The 17,472-nt window shown below is 62.1% G+C and carries 10 protein-coding genes; 5 read left to right on the forward strand and 5 right to left on the reverse strand.

Annotated elements, in window-relative coordinates; all coding sequences use genetic code 11:
• Positions 1–18: 18 nt before the first annotated feature.
• From nfuA to QCL51_RS15675, 3 genes are all read right to left on the reverse strand, one after another.
• Positions 19–603, reverse strand: coding sequence for a Fe-S biogenesis protein NfuA (nfuA, locus tag QCL51_RS15665; protein ID WP_003250416.1), 585 nt, complete (start codon positions 601–603; stop codon positions 19–21).
• A 58-nt stretch (positions 604–661) separates the two neighbouring features.
• Positions 662–1,696 carry an acyltransferase gene (locus QCL51_RS15670; protein ID WP_330508143.1) on the reverse strand — a complete coding sequence of 345 codons (1,035 nt, stop codon included), beginning with the start codon at positions 1,694–1,696 and terminating at the stop codon, positions 662–664.
• 172 nt (positions 1,697–1,868) lie between these two features.
• Positions 1,869–4,169 carry a fatty acid cis/trans isomerase gene (locus tag QCL51_RS15675; protein WP_323600836.1) on the reverse strand — a complete coding sequence of 767 codons (2,301 nt, stop codon included), beginning with the start codon at positions 4,167–4,169 and terminating at the stop codon, positions 1,869–1,871.
• A gap of 182 nt (positions 4,170–4,351) precedes the next feature.
• Between QCL51_RS15675 and metH the strand changes: the two genes are divergently transcribed.
• Positions 4,352–8,059 carry a methionine synthase gene (gene metH / locus QCL51_RS15680; RefSeq protein ID WP_021782845.1) on the forward strand — a complete coding sequence of 1,236 codons (3,708 nt, stop codon included), beginning with the start codon at positions 4,352–4,354 and terminating at the stop codon, positions 8,057–8,059.
• A gap of 169 nt (positions 8,060–8,228) precedes the next feature.
• Positions 8,229–8,444: a DUF2970 domain-containing protein gene (locus QCL51_RS15685; protein ID WP_103444087.1), complete on the forward strand. Its 216-nt coding sequence runs from the start codon at positions 8,229–8,231 to the stop codon at positions 8,442–8,444.
• A 362-nt stretch (positions 8,445–8,806) separates the two neighbouring features.
• Here QCL51_RS15685 and QCL51_RS15690 read toward each other — a convergent pair whose 3' ends face one another.
• Positions 8,807–9,883 (reverse strand): ABC transporter substrate-binding protein, encoded by a 1,077-nt coding sequence (locus QCL51_RS15690; RefSeq protein WP_135192349.1) that lies wholly within the window; start codon positions 9,881–9,883, stop codon positions 8,807–8,809.
• Positions 9,884–10,096: 213 nt separating this feature from the next.
• Between QCL51_RS15690 and QCL51_RS15695 the strand changes: the two genes are divergently transcribed.
• Entirely contained in the window at positions 10,097–11,749 is a 1,653-nt protein-coding gene (locus QCL51_RS15695; RefSeq protein WP_021782849.1) for a nitrite/sulfite reductase, read from the forward strand.
• Positions 11,733–12,227, forward strand: a complete 495-nt coding sequence (locus tag QCL51_RS15700) for a DUF934 domain-containing protein (RefSeq protein ID WP_003250391.1) — start codon at positions 11,733–11,735, stop codon at positions 12,225–12,227. The genes QCL51_RS15695 and QCL51_RS15700 overlap by 17 nt, the downstream gene beginning before the upstream one ends.
• Positions 12,228–12,273: 46 nt before the next feature.
• On the opposite strand, the gene QCL51_RS15705 is transcribed toward QCL51_RS15700, so the two are convergent.
• On the reverse strand, positions 12,274–16,461 hold the full coding sequence (locus tag QCL51_RS15705; protein ID WP_325948266.1) for an NEL-type E3 ubiquitin ligase domain-containing protein: 4,188 nt from the start codon (positions 16,459–16,461) through the stop codon (positions 12,274–12,276).
• 203 nt (positions 16,462–16,664) lie between these two features.
• On the opposite strand from QCL51_RS15705, the gene dkgB reads away from it, so the two are divergent.
• Positions 16,665–17,468 (forward strand): 2,5-didehydrogluconate reductase DkgB, encoded by an 804-nt coding sequence (gene dkgB, locus QCL51_RS15710; RefSeq protein WP_103444084.1) that lies wholly within the window; start codon positions 16,665–16,667, stop codon positions 17,466–17,468.
• The last annotated feature ends 4 nt before the right edge of the window (positions 17,469–17,472 follow it).

The following is a 17,472-nucleotide window of genomic DNA, read 5'->3' on the forward strand; positions in this document are numbered from 1 at the left end:
AAGGGAGCCGCCTTCAACTCAGTAGTAGGCGTTTTCTTTCTGGCTGTGGTCAGTCACGTCGCGCACGCCCTTCAGCTCCGGAATACGCTCGAGCAGGGTGCGCTCGATGCCTTCCTTCAGGGTGACATCGGCCTGGCCGCAACCCTGGCAGCCACCACCGAACTGCAGCACGGCAATGCCGTCATCGACCACGTCCACCAGGCTCACCTGGCCACCATGGCTGGCCAGGCCCGGGTTGATCTCGGTCTGCAGGTAGTAGTTGATACGTTCGTTGATCGGGCTGTCTTCGTTGACCATTGGCACCTTGGCGTTCGGCGCCTTGATGGTCAGCTGGCCGCCCATGCGGTCGGTGGCGTAGTCAACCAGTGCGTCTTCCAGGAACGGTACGCTGACGGCGTCCAGGTAGGCGGTGAAGCTTTTCAGACCCACGGCGGTGTCGTCAGGCTTCTCTTCGCCCGGCTTGCAGTAAGCGATGCACGTCTCGGCGTACTGGGTGCCCGGCTGGGTGATGAAAATGCGAATGCCGATGCCGGGCGTATTCTGCTTGGAGAGCAGATCGGCCAGGTAGTCATGGGCGGCGTCGGTAATGGTTATAGCGCTCATGTAGGTTCCTCACAGACTTGCGGCCAAGTGTACGCCAACCCGGCCCTTGAACAAAGTCCTAGCAATTGACTCGGGAAAGCGCATATTCCGGGGCCGCCCCCCGTTGCGCCGTCAGCCAGGCCTGCATTCGCCGGTACAGGCCGCGCTCCAGCCACTGGTAGCTGAACCACGACATTAGTCCAATGGACGGCACGCACAGGGCAAATGTCAGGAACGGGTTCAGCTGCAGCCGCTGGCTGGCGAACCAGCCTGCATACAGCACCAGCACATGAATCAGGTACACCGAGTACGAACAGTCGCCAAGGGCCTTGAGCAGCCGATTGCCCTGGAACAGCGGCTCCATGGCCACGAAGGCCAGCACAATCATCGCGCTCGGCATACCCCAGTGCAGCAAGCGCTGGGAAGCGTCCAGATAGTAGATCGCCAGGCCCGCCACACCGAGCAACGCCAGCGGCAACCACCGGCCCTGGCGGATCAGCCCGCGGCGGTACAGTACGCCGACACCAATGCCCAGCAGAAACTCGTAGATGATGTCGTTGTTGTAGAAGCGGCTGACCACGCCCATGCGCCCCAGTACCTCACTGACCAGCAACAGTGCGGCAGTCACCAGCAGCAGGTGATGCTGTTGGCGTACCAGGAACGCCAGGCCGAACAGCAGGTAGAAGAACATCTCGAAGTTCAGCGTCCAGCCCACGTTCAGGGTCGGGTACAGGCCGTAGCCACCTGGGTTTTCCGCCGGGATGAACAGCAGTGACAGCAACAGGTGCGGCCAGGTAAACGCCTGATGTGGCATCCATTGGCTGCATGCCAGCAGCAACATGGCCATCAGGGCGGTGTAGAACCAGTAGGCAGGGACGATGCGCAGCGCCCGGTTGAGCAGGAACTGGCGCGGTTCGATGGCTTTGTCACGGGTCGACAGGTAGATGACCAGCCCACTGATGACGAAGAAGATGTCGACGCCCACCGCGCCACGGTCGGTAAGCAGTTGGCCGATGGGGCCGGTGGCGTGGAAGTCGAAGAAGATCTGCATGAAATGGTGGCAGACCACCACCCAGGCGGCGAACGCCCGCAATGCCTGAAGCGAATACAGCATGGAATACCCTGCGCTTGGCGGTGCATTGAGGCCCGTATCGAGTGCAGAGGCCAGCGCCAGCCTTGATGGCAGCGCCATACCCGCGAAGGGCTGCAAAGCAGCCCCTTTGCAATCGATCAAGACCACCCACCGTTTCCGACCGCAGGGCACTCGGAAAAGTCAGCCAACCCGATCAGAGGTTCTCGTAGCGGTTCATGTCCAGCACGCCCGCCTCGACCGGTTCGGTCTCCTTGATATAGCTGTTCAGGTCGTGGAAGTAGTGCCAGAACGCTGGGTGACTGCGGCGCACCCCCCAGCGCATGACAATGCGCTCGAACTTCGCCGCGTCATCTTTCGCATACTCCATGTCCTCGACGAACTCCGGCACATCCTTGGTGGGGATGTTGAAGATGAAGTTCGGGTAGCTGGTGAGCACACCCGGGTACAGGGTCAGGGTATCCAGCCCCGGCTGGTAGCGGTACGCCTCACCCAGCAGGAACGCCACGTTGCTGTGCGCGCGGTTGCGCAGCAGGCTGTACACCTGACGCTGGCCGTCCTGCCCTTCGATACGCAGCATGGTCGCCTCGGGCAACTGGTTGATCACCTTCAGCCCGGCCGCCGGGCGCGACACCAGTCGGCTGAGCGACTGCTCGGCATTGCGGAACTCTTCGCTGATCTGCGGCCGTGAGCAGAACGCGCCCTGGCAGCGATTGATCGGGTCCGGCGCGGCATTCAGGCTGCCGGTGCGCTGCAGCAGCTTCAGGCCAAAGTCGCGCTTGGGGTTGCGCGAGTCGAGCTTGATACCACTCGGGGTGTCGGTGTCGATGTCTTCATAATCCATCCACATCTTCACCTTGCCACTGTTCTGGTACCAGTCGCCAAGGATCGCCTTGCGCTGGTCGGCCGGCATCAGGCGCAGGAAGTTGATCTCGGCGCCATTGCGGATCAGGTCGAAGTACAGGCGCGTCTGCAACTGGTGCGAAACGTTGCCATACACATCGAAGTTGACCGCCAACTGGTAATACGTGCGCTCGAACAACGGGTAGTCGAACAGCCACACAGTCAGCGGTACATCCCCCACCAGGCCCTTGGTCACCGATGCGCTGTCGAAGTGGCGGAAGATGCTCAGCAGCGCATTGTCGTTACCGGCCCACAGCGTCGACCATCTCGGTGCCGGCATTTCGGCATAGGCTTCACGGCGCAGTTTCTCGTAGTCGTTGCGCTTGTCACGATAGGCGTGCCACAGGCTCAGCACACTGCCCACGTCATCGATCTGGCCAGGCATGGCCAGCAAGGGCGTAGCCTTGCCCCGATACTCGGCATCGGTGATGTAGCGATCGAAGGCCGGCTCCTGGAACAGCGCCCAGAAGTTGTCGCGGATCACGTCAGTGGCAATCTGCCCGCGGCACACCGGGCCACGGATGAAGGTGCGCACGAAGTACTCGGCGTTATCCAGCATGAACTGGTAGCGCGCCACCGCCGGGATCGCCTCGAAGGTTTCAAACGGATTGGCCCGGTGGCGCGGGCCGTAGCCCGGAAGCGCGGTGGCATGCCAGTCGCCGGCGTAGAACAGCTGCTTCACGCGCTTAAGTTTCTGCGGCCCCATCGGGTAGGTGATGTGCGTCTTGTGCACGATCACGCCCTGCACCGGGATCAACCGGTAGTAGAAGTCCGTGCCCGGCGGGTCGTTGGGGCGGCGGGTGGCAATGATATCGACCGGCTTGCCACTTGGCGTGCGCGAGCGCACCCACTGGAAGAAGTGGCCCTGCTCGCCGCCAACGAAGTAGATATGTGCCAGGAACAGGTGCTCGTACAGCCAGCGGCCCACCAGCGCCTCGGTGGAACCCGGGCGGTTGAGCAGTTCTTCCCACTCTGCGATTTGCCTGGCCTCGGCCGCGCTAGGCTGGATCGGCTGATACTCCACCGGCGCACCGGCCGCCAGCCAGCGGCGCATGGTGGTGTATTCGTCGTCGGTCAGCCCGGTCACCGCCAACGGCATGCCCTCCTTGGGGTGTGCGCCGGCATAGGCGTCGAATTCATCGGGCAACGGGCACATGTTGTTGCGGCTCAGGCCCAGGACGATCTCTTCGGGCAGCTTGGCGTTGGGCGTAAGCGGGGTTTTGTGGCCCAACTCCAGCATGCGCGCCATCAGCGCGGCCTGACTGCCCTGGTTGTCGAGCACCGAGTAGAAGCCCTTCTTGCGCCATTGCTCTTCGCTGTGTGCGTCGTAGAACAGCCGCGTGGTGGGCACCGCCTTGCTCCGCTCGCCCTGGTACACCGGGACCTTGCTGGCCCCGCGTACAGCGCCTTCAGGGCTTTCCAGCTTCAGCTGGCAGGCGGCGTCGTTGCAGGCATGGCAGGCCACGCACTTCTCGGTAAAGATCGGTTGAATGTCCCGGGTGTAGGAAATGGCCGGGCTCGACTGGGGGGCTTGCCCGAATGCCGCGCCGCTGATGAGCAGGGCGAAGGCGCCAGCAAGGATACGATGCACCATGTGCGGAAAGTCCTGGTTCTTGAAAGCCATCACGATTTGTTGCCTGGTCATCCTGGGTGCTTTGCGCTGTCAGCGCCCGTTCAACATGAGCAGTTTTCATGCAAATGGGCGACATGCCTAAAAACCGCGCAGCTTTGTTATGATTCGGCACCTTCTGATATTTGCCCGACCAGGTAGTTCCTATGTCCGACCGCAGCGCTCGTCTCCAAGCACTCCAGAACGCACTCAAAGAGCGCATCCTGATCCTCGACGGCGGCATGGGTACTATGATCCAAAGCTACCGTCTAGAGGAACACGACTATCGTGGCACGCGTTTTGCCGATTGGCCAAGCGATGTGAAGGGTAACAACGACCTGTTACTGCTCAGCCGCCCGGACGTGATCGCCGCCATCGAGAAGGCTTACCTGGATGCAGGTGCCGATATTCTCGAAACCAACACCTTCAACGCCACGCAGATTTCCCAGGCCGACTACGGCATGGAGTCGCTGGTTTACGAGCTGAACGTCGAAGGCGCGCGCATCGCTCGCCAGGTTGCCGATGCCAAGACTCTGGAGACGCCGGACAAGCCGCGCTTCGTCGCCGGCGTGCTCGGCCCAACCAGCCGGACCTGCTCGATTTCCCCGGACGTCAATGACCCAGGGTTCCGCAACGTCACCTTCGACGAGTTGGTAGAAAACTACATCGAGGCCACCCGCGGCCTGATCGAAGGCGGCGCCGACCTGATCCTGATCGAGACCATCTTCGACACCCTCAACGCGAAGGCGGCGATCTTCGCCGTGCAGCAAGTGTTCGAGGACGACAACGTTGAACTGCCGATCATGATCTCCGGCACCATCACCGACGCCTCCGGCCGTACCCTGTCGGGCCAGACTACCGAAGCGTTCTGGAACTCGGTGCGTCACGCCAAGCCGATTTCCGTGGGCCTGAACTGCGCCTTGGGCGCCAAGGACCTGCGCCCGTACCTGGAAGAGCTGGCGACCAAGGCCGATACCCATGTGTCCGCCCACCCCAATGCCGGCCTGCCGAATGCCTTCGGCGAGTACGACGAAACCCCGGCCGAGATGGCTGCGGTGGTCGAGGAATTCGCTGCCAGCGGCTTCCTCAACATCATTGGCGGCTGCTGCGGTACCACGCCGGGGCACATCCAGGCCATTGCCGAAGCCGTGGCCAAGTACAAGCCGCGCGAGATTCCGGAAATCGCCAAGGCCTGCCGCCTGTCGGGCCTGGAGCCGTTCACCATCGACCGCCAGTCGCTGTTCGTCAACGTCGGTGAGCGCACCAATATCACCGGTTCTGCCAAGTTCGCCCGGCTGATCCGCGAAGAGAACTATACCGAAGCCCTGGAAGTCGCCCTGCAACAGGTCGAGGCCGGCGCCCAGGTAATCGACATCAACATGGACGAAGGGATGCTCGACTCCCAGGCGGCCATGGTCCGGTTCCTCAACCTGATCGCGGGCGAACCGGACATTTCGCGCGTACCGATCATGATCGACTCGTCCAAGTGGGAAGTGATCGAAGCCGGCCTCAAGTGCATCCAGGGCAAGGGGATCGTCAACTCCATTTCCATGAAGGAAGGCGTCGAGCAGTTCAAGCACCACGCCCGCCTGTGCAAGCGCTATGGCGCTGCCGTGGTGGTCATGGCCTTCGACGAAGTCGGCCAGGCCGACACTGCCGCGCGCAAGAAGGAAATCTGCCAGCGCAGCTATGACATCCTGGTCAACGAAGTGGGCTTCCCGCCAGAAGACATCATCTTCGACCCGAACATCTTCGCCGTCGCCACCGGTATCGAAGAACACAACAACTACGCCGTCGACTTCATCGAAGCCTGTGCCTATATCCGCGACCACCTGCCCCACGCCCTGAGCTCGGGCGGTGTGTCCAACGTGTCGTTCTCGTTCCGCGGCAACAATCCGGTGCGTGAGGCGATCCACTCGGTGTTCCTGTATCACGCGATCCAGAACGGCCTGACCATGGGTATCGTCAACGCCGGCCAGCTGGAGATCTACGACGAGATCCCGGCCCAACTGCGTGAGAAGGTCGAGGATGTGGTGCTCAACCGCACCCCGCATGGCACCGATGCACTGCTGGCCATCGCCGACGACTACAAGGGCGGCGGCGCAACCAAGGAAGTGGAAAACGAAGAGTGGCGCTCGCTGCCGGTGGAAAAACGCCTGGAGCACGCGCTGGTCAAGGGCATCACCGCGTTCATCGTCGAAGACACCGAAGAATGCCGCCAGCAGTGCACGCGCCCCATCGAAGTGATCGAAGGCCCGCTGATGAACGGCATGAACGTGGTCGGCGACCTGTTCGGCGCAGGCAAGATGTTCCTGCCGCAGGTGGTCAAGTCGGCCCGAGTGATGAAACAGGCCGTTGCTCACCTGATCCCGTTCATCGAGGCCGAAAAAGGCGACAAGCCGGAAGCCAAGGGCAAGATCCTGATGGCCACGGTGAAAGGCGACGTCCACGACATCGGCAAGAACATTGTCGGCGTGGTGCTGGGCTGTAACGGTTACGACATCGTCGACCTTGGCGTGATGGTGCCCGCGGAGAAGATCCTGCAGACGGCCCGCGAGCAGAAGTGCGACATCATCGGCCTGTCCGGCCTGATTACCCCGTCGCTGGACGAAATGGTCCACGTTGCCCGCGAAATGCAGCGCCAGGGCTTCGAACTGCCGCTGATGATCGGTGGCGCCACCACCTCCAAGGCGCACACGGCGGTCAAGATCGAGCCCAAGTACAGCAACGACGCAGTCATCTACGTCACCGACGCTTCGCGCGCGGTCGGCGTGGCCACCCAGCTGCTGTCCAAAGAACTGAAGCCGGGCTTTGTCGAGAAAACCCGCCTGGAATACGTGGACGTGCGCGAGCGCACCGCCAACCGCAGCGCCCGCACCGAGCGCCTCAGCTACGCCCAGGCTATCGCCGCCAAGCCGCAGTACGACTGGGCCAGCTACCAGCCAGCGGTGCCCTCCTTCACCGGCGTCAAGGTGCTGGAGGACATCGATTTGCGCACCCTGGCCGAATACATCGACTGGACCCCGTTCTTCATCTCCTGGGACCTGGCCGGCAAGTTCCCGCGCATCCTTACCGACGAGGTGGTTGGCGAGGCCGCTACGGCGCTGTACAAGGATGCCCGCGAGATGCTCGACAAGCTGATCGACGAGAAGCTGATCAGCGCCCGCGCGGTATTCGGCTTCTGGCCGGCCAACCAGGTGGCCGATGACGACATCGAAGTCTACGGCGAAGATGGCCAGGCACTGGCCACCCTGCACCACCTGCGCCAGCAGACCATCAAGCCGGACGGCAAGCCCAACTGGTCGCTGGCCGACTTCGTCGCACCGAAAGACAGCGGCGTGACCGACTATGTAGGTGGTTTTATCACCACCGCCGGCATCGGTGCCGAGGAAGTAGCCAAGGCTTACCAGGACAAGGGCGACGACTACAGCTCGATCATGGTCAAGGCCCTGGCCGACCGCCTGGCCGAAGCCTGTGCCGAATGGCTGCACGAGCAGGTGCGCAAAGAGCACTGGGGCTATGCCCGCGACGAGCACCTGGACAACGAGGCGCTGATCAAGGAACAGTACAGCGGCATCCGCCCTGCTCCTGGTTACCCGGCCTGCCCTGACCACACCGAAAAGGAAACCCTGTTCCGCCTGCTCGATGGCACCGCCATCGGTGAAACCGGGCCGAGCGGGGTGTACCTCACCGAGCACTTCGCGATGTTCCCGGCGGCGGCGGTCAGCGGCTGGTACTTCGCCCACCCGCAGGCGAAGTATTTTGCCGTCGGCAAGGTCGACAAGGACCAGATCGAACGTTACAGCGCGCGCAAAGGCCAGGATGTCAGCGTAAGCGAGCGCTGGCTGGCGCCTAACCTGGGGTATGACAGCTAAACGACTGCGCTGGCTTCTTCGCGGGCTTGCCCACACAGGTATGAAACAGGCCTCAAGGGCCATGACTTACCTGTAGGGGCGGGTGTACCTGCGAAGAGGCCGGCACAGGCAACCTCGCAACCATTGCCTACACTGTCCCTGATTGCCTCTGATTTCCCCAGGAGCCACCATGGACGATTCCAGCCAGGGCAAACCCCCGACCCTCTGGCAGATGCTTCACAGCATCCTCGCCGCCGCCTTCGGCGTGCAAAGCGGCAAAAACCGCGCACGCGACTTCACCCACGGCAAAGCCAGCCATTTCATTGCGCTGGGGGCGCTGTTCACCCTGGTGTTCATCGCGATTTTGATCGGCCTGGTGCAGTTGGCCCTGCACCTGACCCGCTAACCTGTGCCGCCCTCTTCGCGGGTAAACCCGCGCCTACAGCGGTCCTGCGTCATTTTCAAGGCAGATGTTTCCACTGCGCAGAGGCGGGCACAGGCAATAATAAAGCGCCGGCGGGATTCCCTCCCGCAGGCGCTCCTGTTACATCACGGTCTTGAGTTTCAAGTCACTGGTGGCTGACCCAATACACGGCAGTGACTACCACCAGAACGATCAGGCAGAGGATCGCCCAGGCATCGACACTGCTGTCAGCTTTGCGGACCTTGGTTGGGTTTCCCATTGCATTGCCTCTTGTAGTGGTTATGGGAATGCACTTCACCACCAGCAGTTAAGACGAGCAATGTCCTTCCCTCAAGCGGGGCCATTCAATATTCGACCGGTGACGCCAGAAACGGGTAACGGTAACCGGGCGGCCGCCCTTCGGCACTGTAACGCCGGAAATCGACGCCGTAGTCGTCCCTTTCCAGCAGCTTCAACCAACGCCTGGCCTTGGCCTGATCGATTTCCTGCAATACCGGAACACGGCGCTCGCGCAGGCCGTCGCGGTTCAACGCCAGACCATGGGCATCATCGTGCAGCATCACCATGGCCCAACCGCCAAGGGTGAAATGCCCCCCCATCAGCACGCTCAAGCGCCCATCGATACGCGCGCGCAAGGCTTCGGCCGAGCTGTTGACGGCACCGAACAGCACATCACTCCCCGGTGTATACCCGGCCTCCTCGAACGCCTGCATCGCACCAAAGGCCATCTGGTCATTGGCCGACCACACCAGGCGGGTGGCCGGGTAACGCTCCAGCAACTGTTGCGCCTGCTCGTAGGCGCGCTGGCGGTTCCAGCCGCCGTATACCACCTGCCGCAAGCGCACCTGAGGGAAATCGGCCAAGGCGCGGCGCATGCCCTCAACGCGCAACTGCGAGGCCGGGGTGGTCTTGACCCCGGCAAAGGCAAGCAGATCCACCGGCCCTGCGTTGCGAGGCAGTTGTGCGAGCATCGAGTGCAACATCTGGTAGCCCGCCTGCTCGTCGTTGCTCATCAAGGTACCCAGCGGCTCGGCATACTTGTCGGGCTGAGCCTCGATGCTGAGGCGCTGGCTGGCGGTCAGGCCATTGTTGACCAGCAGCAGTTTCACCCCGGTGCCACGCGACAGGCGCAGGATTTCCGGTGCCACGTACTGCTCGTTGACCAGTACCAGGTAATCCGGCCGCTGCGGCGCGTTCAGGATCGTCCGGGCCTGGGTCAGTATCAGGTCGGCGCGGCGCTCGCTGTATTGCACCTGCAGGGACATGCCCAGCTCGTCCGCGGCGGCCTTCATGAAGCGGGTATAGCTGGTCCAGAATGTCTCGGTGGACAGCCCCGGGTTGAGAAACACCACCGAAGCCGGTTGCGCATTTGCCACCAGTGGCAAGGCTAGGCACAAGCTTTGGCACAGGGCCTTGAGCATGGGGTCACATCTCTGCGAAGCAAACGCCGGATTATAAACGCCTGGCCACGCTCAACGCACAAATGGCAGTCAATCTCACATAGTCCATTTGGTTCTTTTCATATGCAAAAACATCACTTTAGCGCATAACCGCAACCTGATATCGTTCCCCGGCTCCGTACCGGAGTGCGCGGCCGTGCGCGCGAATAGCTGCATGCCTGAGACAGGACTTTTATGTACGTATACGACGAGTACGATCAGCGGATCATCGAGGACCGCGTCAAGCAGTTCCGTGATCAGACCCGCCGCTACCTGGCCGGTGAGCTGAGCGAAGAAGAATTCCGCCCTCTGCGCCTGCAGAACGGCCTTTATATCCAACGTTTCGCGCCGATGCTGCGTGTCGCGGTGCCGTACGGCCAGTTGAACGCCAATCAGGTCCGCACCCTGGCCAAGATCGCTCGCGACTACGACAAGGGCTATGCCCACATCTCCACCCGCCAGAACGTGCAGTTCAACTGGCCGGCGCTGGAGGACATCCCCGACATCCTCGCCGAGCTGGCCACCGTGCAGATGCACGCGATCCAGACCAGCGGCAACTGCCTGCGCAACACCACCACCGACCAGTTCGCCGGTGTGGCAGCAGACGAAATCGTCGACCCGCGCCCGTGGTGTGAAATCGTCCGTCAGTGGACCACCTTCCACCCGGAATTCGCCTACCTGCCACGCAAGTTCAAGATCGCCATCAACGGCTCGCAGGAAGACCGCGCCGCCATCGAAGTGCACGACATCGGCCTGGAGCCGGTGCGCAACGCTGCCGGTGAACTGGGCTTCCGTGTGCTGGTCGGTGGTGGCCTGGGCCGTACCCCGGTGGTGGGCTCGTTCATCAACGAGTTCCTGCCGTGGCAAGACCTGATCAGCTACCTCGACGCCATCCTGCGCGTGTACAACCGTTACGGTCGCCGTGACAACAAGTACAAGGCGCGGATCAAGATTCTGGTCAAGGCCCTTACCCCGGAAGTGTTCGCCGAAAAGGTCGAGGCCGAAATGGTCCACCTGCGAGGCGGCAGCACCACCCTGACCGAGGCCGAAGTGCAGCGTGTGTCGCGCCACTTCGTCGACCCCGAGTACCTCGCACTCGACAACGTCGACTACACCGCACTGGATGCCGAGTACCCAGGGTTCGCCCGCTGGCGCTCGCGCAACACCCGTGCCCACAAACGCCCGGGTTACGTGGCTGTGACCCTGTCACTCAAGCCGACCGGTGTTGCTCCGGGTGACTTGACCGACAAGCAGCTGGACGCCGTGGCCGACCTGGCCGAACGCTACAGCTTCGGCTTCCTGCGCACCTCGCACGAGCAGAACATCATCCTCGCCGATGTCGAGCAGCGCCAGCTGCACGCGCTGTGGCTGGAACTGCGCGAAGGCGGCTTCGCCACTCCGAACATCGGCCTGCTGACCGACATCATCTGCTGCCCGGGTGGCGACTACTGCTCGCTGGCCAACGCCAAGTCGATCCCGATTGCCGAGTCCATCCAGCGCCGTTTCGACGACCTGGACTACCTGTTCGACATCGGCGAGATCGACCTGAACATCTCCGGCTGCATGAACGCCTGCGGCCACCACCACGTGGGCCACATCGGCATCCTCGGCGTGGACAAGAAGGGTGAGGAGTTCTACCAGGTGTCGCTGGGCGGCAACGCCGCGCGCGGCGCAAGCCTGGGCAAGATCCTTGGCCCGTCCTTCGCGCAGGATGACATGGCCGATGTGATCGAGAAGCTGATTGCCGTGTACGTCGAGCAACGTACCGAGGAAGAGCGTTTCATCGACACCTACCAGCGTATTGGCATCGACCCCTTCAAGGAACGCGTCTATGCAGCGAATCATTAAGAACAACCAGATCGTCGACGAAACCTGGCACCTGCTGCCCAAGGAAACCTCGTTCGACGAGCTGACCAACTGCGACGACTACATCGTCCCGCTACAGATGTGGCGCGACCATGCCCATGTGCTCAAGGCCCGCGATGGTGGCTTGGGTGTATGGCTGGACAGCGACCAGGAAGCGGAGGAAATCGGTGAAGACGTGCACCACTTCCAGGTCATCGCCCTGAACTTCCCGGCATTCACCGACGGCCGCAGCTACTCCAATGCGCGCCTGCTGCGTGACCGCTACAAGTTCAAAGGCGAACTGCGCGCCATCGGCGATGTGCTGCGCGACCAGCTGTTCTTCATGGCCCGCTGCGGCTTCGACGCATTCGCCATCCGTGCCGACAAGGACCCGGAAGACGCGCTGCAAAGCCTGAAGGACTTCTCGGTGACCTACCAGGCCGCCACCGACGAACCGCTGCCGCTATTCCGCCGCCGCTGATCGTCCCGCCCCAGCGAACAGCCCGCCTCTAGGCGGGCTGTTTCGTTCATAGGCCGTGGCGTTGAATTGCCTCTCGGCTCAATTCAAGCAAAAGCTGCCGTTTTGCTGCCTCACGCTCTGCGCAGATATGCTCGACTTGGGCAAAATAGTCGCCATCGCTCAGCGTTTTCGATTGTTCGAGCAACGCATCCAGGCGCTGCTGAAAAGGCTCGTCCAGGCGGCTGAAGCGCGCCGCCTGCTGCTCGTGCAGATAGTCCTGCCAGAAGGATCGATCTGCCAGCGCCTGAGCCAAGGCTTGTGGCGTTTCCTGCCGCAGCACCTCGCTGCGCGCGGCGTCCAGGTCTTCACGGCCAACGCCGCTGAAACTCTCATACGAAAGATGGCTGGGCTGCACGGGAAGGTCGAGGCTATCCGCCAGCCTGACGCGATAGGTCAAGTAAACCTCAACGGGATCGTTCGAAAAGTAATCCGCAATATGCCGCGCGGCAATTGCGTTGACTTTGTCCAGGCGGAACAACGAACGCCCCAGCCTGACCAGCGCCCGCTCTTTCTGCAACCCGGTACCGGCTGTTCCGGCCCTGACGACCATCGCGCCAATCTCCAGCTCGCTGAGCGTCAGCAGCAACTCGTCGCTGCAACTGCGCGGCCGGGCAACTTGCTCGAACAGGCTCGCGCGTACTTCAGCGTGCTGCTCGCAGGCTTCGAGGATATGCCACACTCGCGCCTGAAGGTCGCGCGGTTGTGCGTCGTATTCACGCAGGGCGCGTAAATCATAGAAAAAGCGGAACAGATCCTGTGCCCCGGCTTCCTGGCTCAAGCGGTTCCAGCTCGCCAATCGCACCTCGCGCTGGGCTGGCGTGAACCCTGAAAACCAAGGGGCTGCAGCGTTCGGGATCGAAGTGGCATGAGCTGCACGTCGACGCTCAGCAGCCCCGGCCGACGCCCTGGCCAACTGCAAGCGCTGCAGGGTTTCGTCCGAGAGTGGATTGTCGTGCAGTTCCAGGCCCCGCAACAAGCGAAGCGGCACTAGGGACAACGCTTCAGGCAGCGTCTGGATCTGGTTGTCACGCATGTCCAGCAACTCCAGATTACCGTGCCTGGCCAGATCAGCGGGCAGTTCGCCCAGCCCGGTGTTGCGCAAGGACAGCCGGCGCAGCAGGGGGAAAGACGCCAAGGGTGGCAGCAAACCGACCGGGTTGCCGTTGAGCTCCAAACGGTGCAGCTCCACAAGCTGGCTCAAACGCAGGTTATCCTCGCTGGAAAGCACGATCTGGTTGCCGCCAAGGCGCAGGTTTTTCAATTCGGTCAGTTGCTCGATACCTGCAGGAAGGCGAGTCAGCCGGTTGTTCCGCAAGTCCAGGTTGCGCACCTTGCTGAAGCGACCAATAAAGCCCGCATCAAGGCTCGTCAGCTGCATATCGCGCAGGGTCAGGTGCGTGATGTGGTCAAAGCTCACATTTTCAGGCAAAGCCGGCAGGTCACCCACCCGCTCACCCACGAGGGTCAGGTGGTAGTCACCCGCCATCTCCCCAGGGGTAAAGCGCTGCCAGCTTGCCGTAATGCGCCTGGCAACCTTGATACGACGCAGGCGGCGGACAATGTTCAGCCCTGCGTCATTTCGCCAGGCTTGCAATGCCTGCTTGAGGCTGACCTTGGCCTGTAGCAGTTGGCTGACATGGTTCCACGGATCCACCCCCCGCTGCGCCAGGTCTTGCAGGTAGACCTCCAGTTGCTCACTGCTCATCACCGGATACACGTGGTTCAACGTGCGGCGCAGTGCCTGGCGGGTCCCTGTCAAGTGGCCACTGAGCGGGTAGCCCAAACGCCCATCGAACAACCGCACAGGAGGGCGAATCCCCTGCCCCACACGGGCCAGCCCAATCATCCGGGCCGCCGACTCACGGTCTGCGAGTGCCTCACGCCCAAGCCGCTCACCCAGTGCGTCATCCGTCATCTGGCTCATACCAAGCAACTGTCGCTGACGGCTGTCCAGTTGCTGTCTCAACGTCTGCAGCAACCCACCCCTGCCCGCGGCAGGCAGCTCAACGTTGACCCCGGTCGACCAAGGGGCGATGGCATCGATCAGGCCCAGCGCGAGCTTGCCGGTATCGTCATTTTCTGCAGCGGCCTGGCGCAACCCTGCACAGGCACGGTCTATTCGGCTGTCGCGTATTGCCCAGCGTGCACGTTCCGCCAAGGCCAGGGGTACCCGGCCTGCGCCAGTCAGGGTCTCCATCTCGACACTGCTGGCTCCCTCGACGATTTCCCTTGCGCAGCGGTGGGAAAGGCCTGGGAAGTCCCGCATCAAGACCCGGTCCGCTGCTTGCGGGCTGATCTGTCGCTCGTTGAAGACCTCCTCGAAAGCTTCACCTCGCAACGCCGGAAAATCACGGTGTAATTGCTGGCGCTCGATGGCATCGAGCAAACGTGCCGGCGGGGGCGCATTTTCCAGTAACAAACGGCGCAGGCAGTCAGCATCGAAACCGGTTGCCTGCAGCGCTACGGATACCGCCTCATCGGGCACCTGCGCCGTGCGGCTGGCAAGGCGGCGCACCATGCTGGCGGGGTCATGCCAGCGCTGCGGTTGCTCGAACTCATGCACCCATCCCCCGGCACCATTGTGCTCAAGTGCCGGTGAATACGCCCCCGGCCTTGATGGATGATGAATACGCCATGCGCCATCGTCCCCTTCGCTCACTTCATAGACAGCGTCGTGCAGGCGCCTCAGCGAACGGCCAGTTTCATTCACGGCCTGTCCTACCATCAGATCGACGCCCTCACGCTGATAGCCCGACAAGGAGGGATCACACAGCCGCAACTGGCCATCGCCCAGGCTTACCGGCACCATGGCATCCACCCGCGCCACTCGCTGTGCCAGCTTGCCAAGTGCCGCCGCCCCGGCCGTCGTCACCGCCGCTATCACGACCGTGTCGGCCACGTTGAACAAGTGGCCCAATGCGGCGTCGCGATCACCCAACTGCCAATCCTGGTAGCCTTCGTACACCTCACCCGCCAGTTGCACCACCGTAAGCCCCAGCAGGGCCTGCCCCAACACAGGCACAAACAGCGCTGCCAGGCCTGCCACGCTCAAGCCCAAGTCCAGATAGCCCTGCAAACGTGCGCGGCGGTCGGCGATATCCTCATCCTCTGTCGATACCGCCAGTACCCGCGCGTCATCCCGCATTTTGTCGATCCGGGCTTGGCGCAGCGCGACGAACACGTCGCCCTCGATCGCAAAACAGCGGCCATCCAGCTCAAGCGGAAGAACAGTATTACCGTGGTTGAGCAGCGCGTTCAGCGTCGCGCAGAAGGCGACGCGATCACGCTCTGCGACGAAGCGCTGGAAGTACCGCCGATACGCTTCATTACGCAAGCGTATGCCAAGGGTCATGTACAGCAGTTCCCAGCTGGTGTGCCAACTCACCGGGGCATACGGGTCCTCAGGCAACCACGCGATAACGCCAAGCAGGCGGGCGTTCTGACGCACTTCGATCACCAGTGCGCCAATGACTTCCTTGCCCAACAGCCTCAGTGTGTGACACTTCAACACGGTGTCGTCGGCTGGCAGGAAAGACGCTGTGCCCACCACCTGGTTGATCCACTGACAGGTCTGCTCATCGATTTCACCCTTGATCCTTGCGGCGATTGCAGCAAGCGCCAGGTTGGCGCTCATCGCCTCCTCCAGGGTGCTCTCGACGGCCACCCCCTCGCCTTCAAGCTTCGCTTGCAAATGGCTTTGATAACGCCTGCCGATATCAAGGTCTCTGCAAAGGCGGACAAAGGCTTGCGCACTTAGCGGCAGCAGGTGCCCGCTAGCAGTGACCAACTGCGACCCGGCCGCGAACCAGCCAGGCTGCATTTCCTTTTCGTGGAAGTTATGCAGTGCCGCCGAGAGCAGGGTCTGGGTGCTGACGATGCGTGTCGAAGTGCTAGGTAAAGCAGGAGATATCGACGGTCTTGGCTGCAGCGTCACCAGCCTGAGCTGTGCCTGGCGCAGGTCTACCTGCCTGATCGAATGGGCCTCAAGTGCTCTTTTGAGCAACGACTCGGCGAACTCATCCAAGGGGGTTATGGCCCCTAACCAGGCGTCGACTTGGTCCTGCGCCCGCTGTTGGCGCAAAGCAGCGGCGCGCAGCCCTGTCAGCTCTTGGGCAGACGCGCGCTTGAGCCAGCCTGGCAGCTGACGGGCAATCAGCGCATCGATGGAATCGGCGGGTATTACTGAAGGGGTCATGGGCAGCCTCAACGCTTGATAAAAAGCGCTAGCTGAACAAGGTTCCAATCCCCTCGGGCTCTATTTATGTAGTGAATGCACAGCTTGAAAATGTATTTGTGCCTACAGGTCAAATGACTTTGGCGCCGTAGCGGCTTATTCGCTGCCGTTCAAACCTGCACACTGGGCACCACATGATCCTCCCCCTATTCAGGAGCAACCCCATGAGCGTTCCTTCCTTCGGCCTCGGCACCTTCCGCCTCACCGGCCAAACCGTCATCGACTCGGTCAAGTCTGCCCTGGCAGTCGGCTACCGCGTCATCGATACCGCACAGATCTACAAGAACGAAGCCGAAGTCGGCCAGGCCATCGCCGAAAGCGGCGTGCCGCGCAGCGAGCTGTTCATCACCACCAAGATCTGGGTCGACAACTACGCCGCCGACAAGCTGATCCCCAGCCTGCGTGACAGCTTGCAGAAGCTGCGCACCGACTACGTCGACCTGCTGCTGATCCACTGGCCAGCGCCGGGCAACGGCGTAGAGCTGCCCGAGTACATGAAGGCCCTGGCCGACGCCAAGCAGCAAGGCCTGGCTCGCCAGATCGGCGTTTCCAACTTCAACATCGAACTGACCAGGCAAGCCATTGCCGTGGTCGGCAAAGGGGAAATCGCCACCAACCAGATCGAGCTCAGCCCGTACCTGCAGAACGGCAAGCTGACCGCGTTCCTCCAGGAACAAGGGATCACCGTGACCTCGTACATGACCCTGGCCTACGGCAAAGTGCTGAAAGACCCGGTACTGGCCCAGATCGCCGCCAAGCACAAGGCTACTGTCGCCCAGGTTGCCCTGGCCTGGGCCCTGCAACTGGGCTATGCCGTGATCCCGTCGTCGACCAAGCGTGAAAACCTGGCCAGCAACCTGCTTGCCCGTGGCCTGAAGCTGGACAGCGACGACATGGCACGCATCGCCAAGCTGGAGCGCAATGGCCGCGAGGTCAGCCCCGACGGCCTGGCGCCAACCTGGGACTGACACC

It is taken from the genome of Pseudomonas sp. LTR0, from assembly GCF_036630035.1.
GTDB classification, from domain to species: domain Bacteria; phylum Pseudomonadota; class Gammaproteobacteria; order Pseudomonadales; family Pseudomonadaceae; genus Aquipseudomonas; species Aquipseudomonas putida_Y.